16 protein-coding genes are annotated in these 15,410 nt (G+C 69.8%); 4 read left to right on the forward strand and 12 right to left on the reverse strand.

Going from position 1 to position 15,410, the window contains the following annotated elements; translation table 11 throughout:
• Nucleotides 1-194: 194 nt before the first annotated feature.
• Nucleotides 195-512, reverse strand: coding sequence for a hypothetical protein (locus ACSDR0_RS27405; protein WP_435291755.1), 318 nt, complete (start codon nt 510-512; stop codon nt 195-197).
• Nucleotides 513-781: 269 nt separating this feature from the next.
• On the reverse strand, nt 782-1,705 hold the full coding sequence (locus tag ACSDR0_RS27410) for a LysR family transcriptional regulator (protein WP_435291756.1): 924 nt from the start codon (nt 1,703-1,705) through the stop codon (nt 782-784).
• A gap of 415 nt (nt 1,706-2,120) precedes the next feature.
• Here ACSDR0_RS27410 and ACSDR0_RS27415 point away from each other — a divergent pair, with 415 nt between their 5' ends.
• Together ACSDR0_RS27415 and ACSDR0_RS27420 are read left to right on the forward strand one after the other, a co-directional pair.
• On the forward strand, nt 2,121-2,819 hold the full coding sequence (locus ACSDR0_RS27415) for an alpha/beta hydrolase (protein ID WP_435291757.1): 699 nt from the start codon (nt 2,121-2,123) through the stop codon (nt 2,817-2,819).
• A 352-nt stretch (nt 2,820-3,171) separates the two neighbouring features.
• Nucleotides 3,172-4,590: a class I SAM-dependent methyltransferase gene (locus ACSDR0_RS27420; protein ID WP_435291758.1), complete on the forward strand. Its 1,419-nt coding sequence runs from the start codon at nt 3,172-3,174 to the stop codon at nt 4,588-4,590.
• A 106-nt stretch (nt 4,591-4,696) separates the two neighbouring features.
• Here the strand turns inward: ACSDR0_RS27420 and ACSDR0_RS27425 are convergent, their stop codons facing one another.
• A complete protein-coding gene (locus ACSDR0_RS27425) occupies nt 4,697-4,942 on the reverse strand; it encodes a hypothetical protein (protein ID WP_435291759.1) in 246 nt (81 codons plus the stop codon).
• Between the two features lie 314 nt (nt 4,943-5,256).
• Between ACSDR0_RS27425 and ACSDR0_RS27430 the strand changes: the two genes are divergently transcribed.
• Nucleotides 5,257-5,559 carry a hypothetical protein gene (locus ACSDR0_RS27430; protein ID WP_435291760.1) on the forward strand — a complete coding sequence of 101 codons (303 nt, stop codon included), beginning with the start codon at nt 5,257-5,259 and terminating at the stop codon, nt 5,557-5,559.
• A gap of 131 nt (nt 5,560-5,690) precedes the next feature.
• Here ACSDR0_RS27430 and ACSDR0_RS27435 read toward each other — a convergent pair whose 3' ends face one another.
• Entirely contained in the window at nt 5,691-7,130 is a 1,440-nt protein-coding gene (locus ACSDR0_RS27435; RefSeq protein WP_435291761.1) for a dihydrolipoyl dehydrogenase family protein, read from the reverse strand.
• A 1-nt stretch (nt 7,131) separates the two neighbouring features.
• Nucleotides 7,132-7,692 carry a hypothetical protein gene (locus ACSDR0_RS27440; RefSeq protein WP_435291762.1) on the reverse strand — a complete coding sequence of 187 codons (561 nt, stop codon included), beginning with the start codon at nt 7,690-7,692 and terminating at the stop codon, nt 7,132-7,134.
• Nucleotides 7,693-8,069: 377 nt separating this feature from the next.
• On the opposite strand from ACSDR0_RS27440, the gene ACSDR0_RS27445 reads away from it, so the two are divergent.
• Nucleotides 8,070-8,705, forward strand: a complete 636-nt coding sequence (locus tag ACSDR0_RS27445; protein ID WP_435291763.1) for a TetR/AcrR family transcriptional regulator — start codon at nt 8,070-8,072, stop codon at nt 8,703-8,705.
• Between the two features lie 391 nt (nt 8,706-9,096).
• Here the strand turns inward: ACSDR0_RS27445 and ACSDR0_RS27450 are convergent, their stop codons facing one another.
• The 7 genes from ACSDR0_RS27450 to ACSDR0_RS27480 all read right to left on the reverse strand — a co-directional run bounded on the left by ACSDR0_RS27450 (nt 9,097) and on the right by ACSDR0_RS27480 (nt 15,382).
• Nucleotides 9,097-9,924 (reverse strand): SDR family NAD(P)-dependent oxidoreductase, encoded by an 828-nt coding sequence (locus ACSDR0_RS27450; protein WP_435291764.1) that lies wholly within the window; start codon nt 9,922-9,924, stop codon nt 9,097-9,099.
• On the reverse strand, nt 9,921-10,361 hold the full coding sequence (locus tag ACSDR0_RS27455; protein WP_435291765.1) for a MarR family winged helix-turn-helix transcriptional regulator: 441 nt from the start codon (nt 10,359-10,361) through the stop codon (nt 9,921-9,923). Before ACSDR0_RS27455 ends, ACSDR0_RS27450 begins: the two co-directional genes overlap by 4 nt.
• 268 nt (nt 10,362-10,629) lie before the next feature.
• A complete protein-coding gene (locus ACSDR0_RS27460; RefSeq protein WP_435291766.1) occupies nt 10,630-11,685 on the reverse strand; it encodes an alcohol dehydrogenase catalytic domain-containing protein in 1,056 nt (351 codons plus the stop codon).
• Entirely contained in the window at nt 11,682-12,515 is an 834-nt protein-coding gene (gene phnE, locus ACSDR0_RS27465; protein WP_435291767.1) for a phosphonate ABC transporter, permease protein PhnE, read from the reverse strand. Before phnE ends, ACSDR0_RS27460 begins: the two co-directional genes overlap by 4 nt.
• Nucleotides 12,512-13,261 (reverse strand): phosphonate ABC transporter ATP-binding protein, encoded by a 750-nt coding sequence (locus ACSDR0_RS27470; RefSeq protein WP_435291768.1) that lies wholly within the window; start codon nt 13,259-13,261, stop codon nt 12,512-12,514. Before ACSDR0_RS27470 ends, phnE begins: the two co-directional genes overlap by 4 nt.
• Nucleotides 13,262-13,270: 9 nt before the next feature.
• Nucleotides 13,271-14,194, reverse strand: a complete 924-nt coding sequence (locus ACSDR0_RS27475; protein ID WP_435291769.1) for a phosphate/phosphite/phosphonate ABC transporter substrate-binding protein — start codon at nt 14,192-14,194, stop codon at nt 13,271-13,273.
• Nucleotides 14,195-14,242: 48 nt separating this feature from the next.
• On the reverse strand, nt 14,243-15,382 hold the full coding sequence (locus tag ACSDR0_RS27480; RefSeq protein WP_435291770.1) for a TIGR03364 family FAD-dependent oxidoreductase: 1,140 nt from the start codon (nt 15,380-15,382) through the stop codon (nt 14,243-14,245).
• Nucleotides 15,383-15,410: the final 28 nt, after the last annotated feature.

Below are 15,410 nucleotides of genomic sequence, written 5' to 3' on the forward strand. Positions count from 1 at the left end.
CCGATCGCACAAAACATGGTCGCCCACCGATCCGGTGGGCGACCATGCTGCTATAAGCTGCATCCAGGGGCGATACCTACAGCCACAGGAGAGACATGACAGCGAGTCGCAGCGCTGCTCCCCAAATATTCGAGGGAACCATCAGGGCTTGCAAAAATCAATACCTCATCCAACATTCAGTAAACATCAAACACTCAATGGTGAGCGGCGGAAACGGATTGGTGGATGTCTATACGGGGTCTCTCGCCGTTCTGACCGGGCTGGACGACGGGGACATCCATCTGCGTCTGGAGCTTCACGAGTCGGAGCCGCCACTCGATCTTGAGGCCTGGGATGAGATCGTCGACGTCAGTTTCCACGCAGAGAAACCACTCTTTTTGGAACAGCTTTTCGGTGGCGGGGCAGAAGACTTTCCCCCACTGAATTTCAAAGGGCAGAGCGACTACAGAATCAGAGTATGCGCTCGAGGGCGAGATGAGGCTAATCGCACATTTGAATCGGTTGAGTTCCATGCAATTCAGGTTTGGTCAGATACCTTCGGGCCGCCTACCAGTCACCAGTTCCGGGACGCGTTCGGCGAGCGTTGGCGCCAGAGGGCACAGGCACGGACCCGGCCGCCTGGACCCACCGCGTCTGACAGATGACAGGACCGTTCGAGTTTCTCCGGGCCCTCAGTGAGCCCTTTCCATCCTGAGTGGCCATCCTCGTCGATGAGTTGCAGGACGAGGATGGCTTGCACGATCGCGGTGGCGCGTCATGGGCAGCAGCGCGCCACCCCTGCTTACGTGGCCGGACCGGAGTGCTCCAGGGCCAGCTCGTCGGCCAGGTCGGACGCGACTTCGATGGCGATCTCGATCGCCCGGGCCGCCAAGGGAGAGTGGGTACGGCCGGTCCGCCAGTGCAGGCAGACCTCGCGCGGAGGAATGGCCGGTCGCAGCTCGTGGACGCGGAGCCGGTCGTCGGACTCGGCGTCGGCGGCGTGGATGGCGAGCCACGGCAGCACTGCCGATCCCATCCCGGCTCGCACCATCGACAGCAGCGTCTCGTTGCCTGCCGTACGGAAGACGATCTTCGGGTTCGCGCCGGCGCGGGTGAACGCCTCCTCCACCCTGGGCTGGTCGCAGGTCGACGGCCAGGCCACCAGCGGTGCGCCGTCGAGCTGGTCCAGCGGGACGGAATGCTCGGAGAAGGTGCCGCGCCTGGCCACCAGCAGGTACGGATCGTCGAGCAGCTTGACATGCTCGACGTCGCCGTTGAGGGGGCCGTCGTAGAACAGCAGGTCGAGATCGCCGATCTGAGGCGCCTCCGGCTCTTCCTCGGACAGCCGGATGTCACAGCCGGGGTGCTCGTCGCGCAGCCGACGTACGACGACCGGCAGGATCACCGTGGATACGCTCTGGAGGGTGCCGATGTCGATCCGGCCGTCACCGGCCTGGAACCGGTCCACGGCCTCGGCCAGGGCTGCCGCCTTCGCCAGCAGCTCGCGTCCGTGCTCGAGGACGACGGCGCCGAGAGGTGTGATCCGTACCGCTCTGGGGCCGCCCGGCCGATCGAACACCAGGCCGCCGACAGACCTCTCCAACGCGGCGATCTGCTGGCTCACGGTCGACTGGGTGTAGCCGAGGCGGGCCGCCGCCCGGCCGAACGAGCCCTCCTCGGCGACAGCGGCCATCGCGGCCAGGTGCCTCAGTTCGAGATCGCTCACAGGTCCCACCGTACTCCCAGCCATCGCTCCTAGCGATCGCATTGATCGAGAATAATCGCTTTTCACGATGGCGCCCGGCTTCTAGCGTGGCCGGCATGACAGTAGCCACCGTTGCACCGGCAAGACCTCGAAGCCCTCTCCCGCTCGTCGGGGCCGCCCTGGCGATCTTCTATGTCATCTGGGCTCGACCTACCTCGCGATCCGGATCATGGTCGAGGAGATGCCGCCCCTCGTGAGCGCCGGTGTCCGCTTCCTGACGGCCGGCCTGCTGGTGGGCGAGGCGCCGGCGGTGCGTGGCGGTCTGGGTCGACTGGCCGTGACCCGTCGGCAGCTGCTGGGGTGCTCACGGTCGCCGTCGTCGTGCGCTCCGAGTTCCACCGATGAATCCGGGTTCCAACAATCAAGGGAGAGTCCAATGAGCACATTCGTGTTGATCCACGGCGGAGGAGACGTCGGATGGTCCTGGCACCTGGTGGAGGCCGAGCTACGAGCGCGTGGGCACGACGTGCTGGCTCCCGACCTTCCGGGTGACGACGAGTCGAAGACCCTGGCGGACTACGCCGACGCCGTGGTCGAGGCCGTCGGTGACAGGCAGGACCTGGTCGTCGTGGGTCACTCGTTCGGCGCGTTCACCGCCCCGTTGGTCGCCGATCGGCTGCCCGTCGATGTGCTGGTCCTTTTGGCCGGCATGATCCCGTCGCCGGGTGAGTCGCCGGACGAGTGGTGGGCCGGCACCGGCTGCCAGAGCGCGGTGGAGGAGCAGGCCGAGCGCGATGGCGGTTTGACCGGCAACGCGGATCCATTCGTGAGCTTCTACCACGATGTACCCCGGGAGCTGGCCGAGGAGGCGATGGGTAAGGAGCGCGACCATCCGTCCAGGGCCGCGTCGGCCGCTCCGTGGCCGTTGGACACGTGGCCGAACGTGCCGACGAGGTTCGTGCTCTGCGGCGAGGACCGCTTCTTCCCGCCCGACTTCTTTCGCCGGCTGGTGCCCGAGCGCCTGGGTATCGTCCCCGACGAGATCGCGGGCGGCCACTGCGTCGCGCTCAGCCGCCCCAAAGAGGTGGCGGACATATTGGCGGGCTACGCCTCTGCCACGAGGATCGAGCGGTGAACCGTTCCCCGGCGGCCGGCCCGCCGGACGTCGAGGCATGGCGGCGGCCCGCGCGGGCCGCCGCCAGGCGCCGGCTCCGGCACGCCGAGATCGTCGTCACCACCATCACCGATCTCCGCCGGCAAAAGACGAGCCCGTATGACATCGCCGTCGCCCTCTCGCCCGGCGCCGATCCGGCGCTCTCCGCCAAGGCGGGCGCCACCTGGTGGCCGGCGGACCTCCCGCCGGAAACGGTGTCGCTGGACCGGATGCGAGGCGTACTCCGCGAAGGGCCCGACAGAGCCTTGAGAGATCGGCATCCACACGACCGGCCAACATGTCGAATCGGTATCGAGAGGATCCGGTGACGGTGATGTCCGACCAGCGGGGTGACCAGATGCGGCCGAACTCCGAGCCGGCCGCGGGTGAGCACGGGACCAGGCAGACCGACCTGTTCGACTACGACGCGGAGCTGCGTGCGCACAACGAACTCTTCCGTGCCGCTGCCCGCGTCGGCTCCCGCGACCGTGTGCTCGACATCGGCTGTGGTGCGGGGCAGTCCACGCGCGAGGCCGCCCGCGCCGCCGCCACCGGAAGCGTGGTAGGCGTCGACCTCTCCGCGCCAATGCTCGAACGGGCCCGCCGGCTCAGTGACGACCAAAAACTGCCCAACATTACCTACCAGCAGGCGGACGCTCAGGTTCACCGCTTCCCATCGGCGCATTTCGACCTTTGTATCAGCAGGTTCGGAGCGATGTTCTTCGCTGACCCGGTCGCCGCGTTCACCAATATCGGGCGCGCCCTGCGCCCCGGAGCGCGCCTCGTGCTGCTGGTCTGGCAAGATCGCGACCGCAATGAATGGGCCTCCGCGATCCGCCGGAGCCTCACCGCCGCAACGGCCACACCCGCCCCTCCCACCGGCGGTCCGGGCCCGTTCTCACTCGCCGACCCGACCATCACGCAAGGCGTCCTGACGGCGGCGGGCTTCACCCAGGTCAGTTTCACCGACGTGCGCGAGCCCGTCTACTACGGCCCGGACGCCGCCACCGCCTTCGACAACGTGCTCCGCCTGCGGGAATACGACGGCCGAGCGAGCACGCACGCGGCTACGCGCCACCCTCGCCGCCCACAACACCGACAGCGGCGTGTACTTCGACTCGCGTGCCTGGATCATCACAGCCCGCCGTCACTGACCACCGCCCCCAATCCGACCCAACCTGCCCCAACCGGAGAGCCCAAGCTCCGAGGCGGGCACCTTACCGACGACAAAGAGGACCTTTCCTACATGGAGGATCCCGAGCAGACCATCAGGATCGGCAGGACCTCCTACGTGCGGGGGTTCATCGTGGGGACCCTCATGCCGAAGGGCAAGGTCTGGTGGAAGCAGTCACCCGGATGGACCTCCGGCCGCTCGGCCATGCTGGGTGAACTCATCAACGCCGCCGATCCGGGCACCCTCAAGATGATGCTCGCCAGGTCCAAGCGCAGCGGCAGCACCTACGCCGGAGAGATCACCCTCAAGGAGCTCGTCAAGCTCTCGCCCTGGGCGCGCACCACCGTATGGTGGGGCGTCAACGACGAGGCGGTCGTGCGCTGGAAGCTGGTCGTGAGCGCCTCGGGCCTGCCCTACCGGATGACCACCTACAGCTCCTTCGGCAACAAGAAGCGCGCCGAGATCCGCTACACGGGCTGGGGGCGCACAGTCTCCATCAAAGCCCCTGCGGCCGCCAAGGTGACCACGAAGCTGAAGGGAGCCGACGGCCCCTTCCTGCCCAAGGCTCCGCACCGCTAAAGGAAGTCGGCCAGAGCATGGCTGGGCTGCCGGAACATCAGGGCGTCCGGTCTTGTCGCCACAATCCGCGCCCGTCCTTTTCGACGGCCGGCGGCCACGCGAACCGTCAGCCGCGCAGCGCCGACCAGGATCCGTGGCCGGCCAGGCGCGGCAGGGCTGACAGGCCGGCCTCCTCGAAGGCCGTCCGCACCTCCGCGCGTCCTTCGGAGAAGTGCGTCCATCCGTCGTGGTGGGCCGGGATCACGACCGTGACGCCCAGCACCGCGGCGGCGGCCGCGGCCCGGTGGCCGTCCATCGACACCGGACGTCGCCGGAACCTGCCCGGTACGCGGGCCGCCCCGGCGTTCAGCACCCCCGCGTCGACGGGTCCCTTCCATGACGATCTTCCTCAGGAGGGCTGAGCAGGGCGGCTGTATCGCCCGGCGACCGCCGGGCGATACAGCCGTGACCAGACCCCGAAGGCTCTCCTCTCGGGGTCCGGGTCACCAGCCGGTGGCTGTGCACAATGCGCACCCCTGCGGCTCGTAGTAACGTCGGAATCGGTTTCCTTGAGCGGCGAGGTCGCTTTCGGTCCTGATATGTCTGCGTGAAGTCGGAGGTGATCACGGTGCATCCGGTCTTGTGACAGCCCCAACCCGGGGCGTCACGGAGCCGAAAGGTGACCGTATGAGCAAGACCGACAAGACCCGGCCCTGGTGGGTGCGGATGGCCGACGCGCCGATGGCGACCTGCCTGCCCGTGCATGATCATCGGTTCGGGCCCTGCACGCTGCCGGACGAGATCACCGCTGACAGCGCGTCTCTGAGTCATCGCACGGGCAGCTGCCACTGGAGCGCCACCGCCTACGCCTACCACCTGTTCGGGTACGGCCATGGGGGCCGAGAGTGGTCCCGCTTCCGCCGCGAAGAGCGCCGCCGCGACCGTCACCAGGTGCGCCGTGAGCTGCGTGCCTATCACGGTCACGAGTGATACGGGTGAACGGGCTCTGTCACCGATCTTGTGACGTGGGACGTCGGTGCCCGTGTCACGACCTGATGGATCGGCGTGATCATGCGGTTTCGGTTGAGCGGCCGCCACGGCACCGGCACCTGACCGGACGGTCAGCGGCCGTACGCCTCCAGCAGCCGCAGCCACACCTCGGTGACCGTGGGGAACGCCGGAACCGCGTGCCACAGCCGGTCCAGCGGAACCTCGCCGACGACCGCGATCGTCGCGGCGTGCAGCAGTTCCGCGACGTCCGGGCCGACGAGCGTCAAACCGACGATCACTTTCCGGTCCTCGTCGACGACCATGCGGGCGTGCCCCCGGTAGCCGTCGGCGTGCAGGGCGGATCCGGCGACGGCGCCCAGGTCGTAGTCGACGACGCGGATCCGTACCCCGGCGGCCTCGGCCGCGGCCGCGGTCAGCCCCACCGACGCGATCTCCGGTTCGGTGAAGACCACCTGGGGCACCGCGCGCTCGTCGGCCGTGGCCACGTGCCGGCCCCAGCGGCCGTCCTCGACCGCTTCGCCCTTCGCCCGCGCCACGATGACGTCGCCGACCGCGCGGGCCTGGTATTTGCCCTGGTGGGTCAGCAGCACTCGCCGGTTGACGTCACCGGCGGCGTACAGCCACCCGTCACCGATCGGTGCCCCGTCCTCCCCGACCACGCGCAGCGTGTCGTCCACCGTGAGCCAGGCTCCCGGCGTCAGGCCGACGGCGCCGAGACCGATGTCCTGGGTGTTCGGTGTCCGGCCGATCGCCACCAGAACCTCGTCGGCCTCGACCTGCTCACCGTCGGTCATCGTGATGTGCACCGTTCCGGCCTCGTCGCGGCGCACCGATGCGGTCTCCGCGCCGAGGCGTACCGACACACCGGCCTCCCGCAACGACTCGGTGATCCGCTCGCCGGCGAACGGCTCGGCCAGCGGCAGCACACCGTCACGAGCCAGCATCGTCACCGAGGATCCCAGGGCGGCGAAGGCGGTCGCCATCTCCGACGCCACCACGCCACCACCGATGACCGCGAACCGGCCGGGGACCGCGCTCGCGGCGGCCGCCTCCCGGCTGGTCCACGGCGTGGCCTCGCGCAAACCGGGAACGTCCGGCAGCAGCGCGCCGCTTCCGGTCGCGATGACCACCGCGTGCCGGGCCGTCAACGTGACCGGGACGCCGTCGTCGCCGGTCACCTCGACCACGTTCGCGGACACGATCCGGCCCTGACCACGGTGCAGAGCGATCCCGGCCGAATCGAGCCAATCGACCTGACCGTCATCCTTCCAGTGTGAGGCGAAGGCATCCCGACGGCCCAGCACCGCAGCCGCGTCGAGACCACCGGTCACCGCCTCGCGCGCTCCCGGCAACTGACGCGCCGCCCGCAACGCCGCCGCGCTGCGCAGCAATGCCTTGGTCGGCATGCAGGCCCAGTAGGAGCACTCCCCACCGACGAGCTCGCGCTCGACGACGGCGGCGCTCAGCCCGCCCCGCACCACCCGGTCGGCGACGTTCTCCCCGACCGGGCCGGCCCCGAGGACGACGACGTCGTAAGTGTTGCCGTCCATGTCAGTTTCCCTTCGCGGCGCGGCCGAGACGGAAGGCCGAGATGAGGAAGAAGATGCCGCCGGGGATGGCGTAGCCGGCCGCGTTGATCAGCGTCGGGTTGTCCGCGGAGGCACCAAGGATGAACGACGCGCCGGCGAGTGCGGAGATGCCGCCGCTGATGATCATCGGCCACTGGCCGCCCATATTGCGGCGGGTGACACCCACGATCAGCTGGACCAGCCCGGCCACGATCGCCCAAGCGCCCCACACGCGCAGCACCGCCGGGATGCCGGACGCGCAGGCGATGGCCACACCGATGGCGGTGATCAGACTGACCACGATGTTCACGTACAGCAGGGCAGGTGATCCGGTGGTGCGCGACGCGCGGGCGTCGACGATGGCGGCGGCCACGTCGAACAACGGGTAGAGCACGAGCAGGGTGACCGCGACCGGACCCAGTTTCGAGGCGGTCGTGAACATCACGAGGGCCCAGACGATGGCGAACGCGAACCGGACGAAGTACAGCCGCCGCAGTGCGGACGCGGCCCCGGAAACATTGGGCGAAACAGCGATAGTGCTCATGATGATCCTTTCAATGGATGAGTGACGAGGAGAGCGGTTCAGCGCGTTCCGCGGTCGGCCTTCTCGATCAGGTGGGAGACCGGGTCGGCGTGGCCGGCCATGGCAGCGGGCGAGGAGTTCACCTTCGGTGTGGGCCTTGGCCCGCTTCGTCAGGGAGCGCTCGTCGCCCGGCGCGATGGCCTGGTCCTGCCTGCTGACGGGGTACGGGGTCGGGGAACAACGGGACAGTCATCGGCGGTACAGGCTGTTCGATCAGGTCAGGGCGATGCACGACTGGAACAGCTCCCCCACAAGACAGAACGTTCTATCGCGACACAGCATGGCAACCTACGGCGTGAGCTGTCAAGACCGAACGTTCTACCCACTAGGATGGTGGCATGCGCAGCCAACCCGAAGGCCGGCCATCCGAAGCGCGATCCCGGCTGCTCGACACGGCCACCCGGCTCTTCTACTCGGAGGGCATCCACGCCGTCGGCATCGATCGCATCGTCGCGGAAGCGCAGGTGACGCGAGCCACCCTCTACCGGCACTTCCCCGGCAAGGAAGACCTTGTCCTCGCCTACCTGAACGAGGTCGACCGGGCCATGCGGAGCCAGGCGGACGAGGCCCTGACCGCCGGGCTCCCGGCCGCCGACGCCGTCCGAGCCCTCAGCAGGTCCATCGCCCAGGGCATCCAGTCCCCCGGCTTCCGGGGATGCGCCTTCCTCAACGCCGCCGCCGAGTATCCCGCCCCCGAGTCCCCGGTGCGCAAGGCCTTGCTCGCCCACCGCCAATGGTTCCTGGAAACCGTCACGGAGCTGCTGGCCAAGATCCGGGAGACAGGCGCCGAGCCCGCCGCCCGCCACTTCGTGATGATGCGCGACGGCGCCATGGCCGCCGGCTGCCTGTTCGACCCGGCGCTGATCTGCGAGACCTTCCTGCGCGGAGTCGAGGGGCTCCTGCGGGTTCATTCCGCCACCGACGACATCGGACCGGCGGGGCCCGAAGAGGCCGTCAACGCACCTACACGTTGACCGGCCCTGTCGCTGACCTTGTGGCGTGGGACGTCGGTATCGAAGGCTGAGCCACAGGTCGCGGAAGGCTGCGCGGGACGTCGGAGCGGTGTTGCCTCGGACCCCGCCCTCACCTCGGCGGGCCTGACCGTTTCGCATTCGACCAGCTCACCGCCACAACGAGAAACAAGATCTTTCTCACCGCCAACGGCTGTCCGCCCGTTCCCCGGCCCCGGTTCCGTCGTGGGCGGAGCCGGCACCCATCCTCCTCGAAGGCCAAGGAGCCGGCTCAACGCTCCCACGGCGGCCGGGTGCCGGCGCATCTTCGCGGCAAGAGATCGGGCAGAACCGCCGAGCGGCTCAAGGTCTCCGGCGTCAACGGCAACACGCCGACTCGGGGGTCGCGCTGAGATCAAATACCCAGCAGGGCGGCGGTCCGGTCGTAGACGACACGAGCGAGGGTGGTGTCCGTGGCCGATCGTGAAGGTGTCGCTGGGGCGGAGTCGGTGAAAAAGCCGCCGCTCGGCTCCGGTGCCGGGTCGGCGGTGGCCAGCCACACCCCGGTCCGCACGCCCTCCTGCGGCGTGATGGAGAACGGCCGAAACAGCGGAGCCGTCAGCCGCATCAGCCCGCCGGCGTCGGCGTTCATCCGGGTGCCCTTCACCATGCCGGGGTTGGCGCTGTAGACCCGCATACCTGCGGGCAGGCGGCGGGCGAGCTCGGCGGATGCCAGGAGACCGAGCAGCTTGGCCGTCGCGTACACGTGGATCTGCGAGTAGAAACGGTCGCGCCACGACGTGCCGGAGACATCCGGATCAGTCGCGTTCAGTCGGCCGCGTTTCTCCACGAAGCTGGACATGTTGATGATTCGGGCGTCGTCGGCGAGCGCGCCCGCCGTCAGGAGCGCGTGCGTCAGCAGGAACGGCGCGTGGTGGTTGACGGCGTAGGTGCGCTCGATGCCGTCGATCGTCTCCTGGTAGCGGGGGAACGCGGCTCCGGCGTTGTTGATCAGGACGGAGATCGGGCCCTCGGATGTGGCCAGCGTGCTCGCCAGGTCGCGGACCTGCGCCCATTGCGACAGGTCGGCTGTGTAGGAGCGGGCGGTCAGGTCTTTGGCCGCGGCGGCGGTGCGGGCCGCGTTCCTGCCGACGAGGACCACGTCCATGCCGGCGCGGGCGAGGTGACGTGCGGTCACCAGGCCCAGGCCGCCCGCGCCTCCGGTGATGATGGCCGTCTTCATGACGCGGTCTCGGCGGCTCGCGCCCCGGCCGCCTCACCGAGCAGCGCGTGCAGGCGTAGCTGACTGTCGCGATCGAGCCTGGCGAACGGCGACCGCTGGGCGGTGTACTGCACGACGCGGTCACGTAGCTCGCACCCCCGGGGCGTGAGCTGAAGGATCTTCGCGCGGCGGTCCCCGGGATACGGCGCCCGCCGGACCAGGCCATGCCTCTCCAGCCGGTCGATCAGGGAGGTGGCGGTCGAGGCGTCGCAGTTGAGCCGGTCGGCGAGACGGCGCGCGGTCATCGGCTCCGCTTCGTCGCTGAGCTGCCACAACGCATAGGCCTGGGTGTCGGTGAGTTCCAGCTCGCGAAGCAGGACCTTCAGCTCGGCCTGCACCTGGTCGCGCAGGGCGAACAGATAGGCGATGAGGTCGCGGGTCAGGTGCGTGTCATCCATGGCGGCCAATATACATGGAAACTCCAATCATTTGACATTCCATGCATCCGCCGCGTATTCGAGGACAGAGCAGGTACGGGATTGAGGAACAGCGGAACAGTCATCGGCGGTAAACCGCCGCGACGGCCTCGGACTCCCGAAGCTGCGGAGAGCCGCAATACGGGACTTTCGTCCCAGCTCAGGAGGTCACGTTCGGCGGCCACCGAAGTCCTCCGGCTGTCGGGAGGCGAGGTTCCCGGTCCCGGAGCCTCGCGGGGGAATCGCTCATCTATGGGGCCACGCCGACGCGGATGCTGGTGGCGCGGGCGGAGGCCACCAGAGCGAGGTCGAGGTCGGCCAGGGGGTGGACGGGGCCGAGGAATTCGGCGATCGGCCACCGGGATACGGCCCGGGCGGACCAGGAAGCGGCCTCGGCGAGGTGAGCGGGCGTGTAGTTGTGGACCCCGCGGACGGTGAGGAGGCCACGGACGATGTCCTGGGCGTCCCAGGCGAGGTCGACGCCGGGAGAGACGGTTCCGGCGAGGACGATGACGCCGCCGTACGCGGTCCGCCGCGGTGCGGCCCGGGCGGCCGCCGCGGCACCGGACAGTTCGACGTACAGGTCCGCCACCGGAGGTTCCGTGATCGCGTCGAGCACGGCCGTGGCTCCCATGGTCAGGGCGAGGGCGCGCCGGGACGGGTCCGGGTCGAGGACCGTGACGGCCATGCCCGCCTCGGTCAGCATGGCCGTCGTCAGCAGGCCGAGGAGCCCGGCGCCACACACGGTGGCCGAGCGCCCGGACAGATCGCCGCCGGCCGCCACGACCGCGACGGACGTGGCCGTGGCGCAGCCGATCGCCGCCGCCACGCCCGCCGGGAGGTCCTCCGGTACGGCGGCGAGCGGCGTGCCGGCCCGGACGTGCAGGTGGCTCGCGTACCCGCCGTACAGCGCGGCCCCGGCGGCGTGTCCGTACTTGAACAGGCGCTCGCACTTCTGCGGCAGGCCGCGAAGGCAAGGCGGGCAGTCGCCGCAGGAGGAGTAGATCCCGACGGAGACGCGGTCGCCTGCCGTGATCGGCCGGCCGCCGACGTCTCGTGCAGCGGGCCCCGGGCCCAGGTGCACGACCCGGCCGACGGTCTCATGCCCGAGCACCATGGGTGCGGGGCCGGGCCGGCGGCCGGAAACGGTGTGCAGGTCGGAGCCGCAGACGGTGGCCAGTTCGACCTCGACGAGCACCTCGCCGGGGCCGAGCGCGACCTCGGCCACGGTGAACTCGCGGTGCGCCCGGCCGACCCCCTGCCACAGCATCGCGACAGCGGGTGGATCGAGCCGGATGCCGCTCATACCGCGAGCCTCCGGCGGATGGACGAGCTGAGCAGGTCCACCACGACGACCAGGACGAGCACCATGAGGATGTAGGTGAGCATCTGGTCGAAGCGGAAGAGCTGGATCGACTGGTTGATGAGGAAGCCGATACCGCCCGCGCCGACGAGGCCGAGGACGAGCGAGGCCCGGACGTTCACGTCCAGCCGGTACAGCACCAGCCCGGCGAGCTGAGGGAGGCAGGCGGGCAGTACGGCGTGCAGCATGACCTGCGACTTCCGGGCGCCCGCGATTCGCAGGGCCTGCGCGGGTCCGTCGTCGATCTCCTCCATCGCCTCCGACCACAGCTTGCCCATGACGCCGGTGTTGTGGCAGACGAGGGCGAGAACGCCGGCGAACGGCCCGAGACCGACCGCGGTGACGAAGATCAGCGCGAACACCACGTCGGGTACGGCCCGCAGGAACGACATGGTCGACCGGGCCGCCTGGTAGACGACGGCGTTGCCGCCGGTCGTCCGGGAGCCGAGGGCCGACAGCACGATCGTGAACGGGATGGACAGGGTGGTGCCGAGCAGCCCGATCCACAGCGTGACCAGGCAGGCTTCCAGGCCCTCGCGGATGATCGGCGACCAGGTGAGGTCCGGCGGCAGTGCCTCGGACACGAACCGGGCCATGCCGTGCCAGCCCTCGACGAGCATTCCGAGGTCCATGCCGGTGCCGATCCAGGCCGCGACGTGCAGGGCCACGACGACCACCGCGATGAGCAGGGCCGCGAGCACGATCCGCGGGCGGCGTTTCCTCCTGGGCACGGCGAGGCGTTGGGGTGTACTGCCGGATGCGATGACGCTCATGCGCTCTGCCTCTCCCGGTCGGCGGTGCCGGCGGGTTCGTCCGCCACGTACAGGGCCGAGATCTGCTCCTGTGGGATCTCACCGGCCGGACCGGAGAAGACGATCCGGCCGTCGCGCAGCCCGACGATCCGGTCGGCGTGGCGGCGGGCCAGTTCCGGTTGGTGCAGCACCGCCGCCACGGCGATGGACTCGCTGCGGGCCAGGTTGGTCATGATCCGCATCACCTTGTCCGCGGCGGACGGGTCGAGCGCCGAGACCGGTTCGTCGGCGAGCAGTACCGCGGCCCGCTGGCACAGCGCGCGGGCCAGCGCGACCCGCTGCTGCTGGCCGCCGGACAGCGCCGCGACCCGCTCGTGCGCCCGGTCGGCGAGCCCGACGCGGTCGAGGCACGCCATCGCCTCCTCGCGCAGGTCACGCGGGAAGGCGAGCGGTGACCAGGAGTGGCGAAGCGGCAGCCGGCCCAGCGCTCCAGCGCACACATTGTCCAGCGCGGACCTGCGCCGGACGAGGTGGATCTGCTGGAACACCATGGCGACGGGGCCGACACGGACCTCACCGCTGTCCGGGCGGACCAGGCCGACCACGCACTTCAGCGCGGTCGACTTGCCCGAACCGTTGGCGCCGAGCAGGGCCACCACCTCGCCCGGCGCCACGTCCAGGTCGAACCCGGACAGGACGGTCCGGCCGCCGAACGACTTGGCCAGGCCACGCACGGTCAGAACGGGCTGCTGATCGTTGATCGTCATCACCGGGTCCTACAGCTTGTCGTCGGTCAGGCCGAGGGAGTCGGCCAGGTCGAACAGCGGCTGGTAGGTGGCCTGGGTGACCGCGACCAGCGGGCCGGGCTCGACGTCGAGATAGGCCCCGACCTGGGCGACGTCCTGTGGGGTGAGCGAGGTCAGGGCGGAGATGATGGCCTTCTTGGTCGCGGGGTCCAGACCCTTGGCGACCGTGATCGGGTCGTTGGCGATCGGGTCGGAGGCCCAGATCTGCCGGTACTTCGCGGGGTCGAACTTGCCCTCCTTGGTGGCGCTGGCCAGCTGCTGAGTGTTGATCTCGGCCGCGTCGACCTTGCCGTACGTCAGCGCGAGCAGCGCCTGCGGGTGGCCGCCGGCGTAGTTGAGCTTGACGTCGGTGTCCTTCATCCCGGCTTTGCGGATGGCGTACCGAGGGAGCGCGTCGCCGGAGGTCGAGCCGGCCTCCGACAGCGCGATCTTCTTGCCCTTGAGCCCGGCGACGTCGGTGATGGGGCTGTCCTTGGGCACCCAGATGCCGGCCTTGTAGCTGGAGACCGACTTGTCGGGGTTGCCGAACGTCGCGACCGCCTCGGCGCCCGAGCGGCGGGACGCGAAGACGTATCCGAGCGGGCCGAACTGGCCGATCTCGAGCTTGCCGTTCTGCATGGCGAGGACCTCGGCGGCGTAGCCCTGCACGATCTGTACCTCGACCGGGCAGTTCAGCTTGGCCTCGAGCGCCTTGCCGAGCACCTTGTAGGTCGGCGTGAGCTTGGCGGCGTCCTCGAACGGCTCCACGCCGAAGCGGATCTTGCCGTTCGGGCAGGTGGTGGACGTGCCGGCCACCGCCTTGCCGGGTTCGGCGTGGCCACCGCAGGCGGTGAGCGCGAGGGCGGTCAGCGGGACGAGGGCGGCGGCGGCCAGGGTGCGATGGGTGTTGCGCATGAGGGGTTCCTTTTCGAGGTGAAGGAGGAGGTCAGGTGAAGGAGAAGGTCAGGTGAGGGAGTCGAGGACGGCGGCGGCCAGTCCGTGGGCCGTCGTCATCCCGATGCCGGAGGTGACGGAGACGACGCGGACGCCGTCGGCCACCTCCCGGTCGAGGAAGTCGGTGCCGGCCGAGGCGTACACGCCCCGCCAGCGCTTGCGCACGCGCAGTTCGGGGACGCCGAGCAGCCGGGCCCCTTCGCGCAGGACGAGCTCGGCGAGCCTCTCGTCGTCGAACGGTTCGTGGGTCGGCGCGTAGTGATGGGTGTCGCCGAGGACGAGGTCGCCGTCGGGGCGCTGGGTGAACATCAGGTTGACGACGGCGTCGGTGAGTTCGGGCGCCTCCCGCCTGATCCGGTCGCGGACAGGCTCGGCCGCCGGCAGAGAGGAGAACCCGGCGTAGCGCAGCAGGGAGAGCCCGGTCAGCACGCCCGGTCTCACCCGCACGCCACCGGGCGCGGCGACCTGCAGCATCTGCAGGCTGCACCGGGTCAGCCCGGCGTCGTCGGCGACCTCCGGCAGGAGCCGGTCGACGTCGTGCCCGACCGCGATGACGGTCCGGGCGGCGCGGACGTCGCCGCGGGCGGTGCGGACCAGGCCGGGCTCGACCGACAGCACATTGGTCCGCCACAGGATCGGCACGCCCTGCGCGGCCAGCCAGGCGGCCAGGGCCGGGATCGCCGCCCTCGGATCGACCCGCAGGTCGAGGGGCAGATGGGCGCCGCCCACGACCCCGGGGTCGTGCGCGGGCAGATGCGCGGCCACGCCTGAGCGGTCCAGCAGCACCGCCTGCTCCGCCCCGCGAGCGGCGGCGAACTCCGCCAGGACGGCCATCTCGTCCGGCCGGCGGGCGACCACCACGGTCCCGCACTCCAGCGCGGTGAATCCGGCCTCCTCGGCGAGCCACAGCCAGCGTTCCCGGGCCGCGAGGGCGTAGGTGAGCGCGAGCCCGTCCTGTGCGGTCGTGCAGATGTGCCCGAAGTTGCGCACCGAGGCACCCACCGCGAACGCGTCACGTTCGACGACGACGACCGACAGGCCGCGCAGGACCGCTTCGACGGCGTGCGCGAGGCCGACGACGCCCGCGCCGACCACGAGGAGGTCGACCGGGGAAACAGGGAGCACTGTCGGCTCTGAGAGGCGGGTCACGGCGAGAAGGTTCTCCCCGGAGAGCGCT

This window comes from Streptosporangium sp. G11 (assembly GCF_051192615.1).
In the GTDB taxonomy this organism is placed as follows: Bacteria; Actinomycetota; Actinomycetes; order Streptosporangiales; family Streptosporangiaceae; genus Streptosporangium.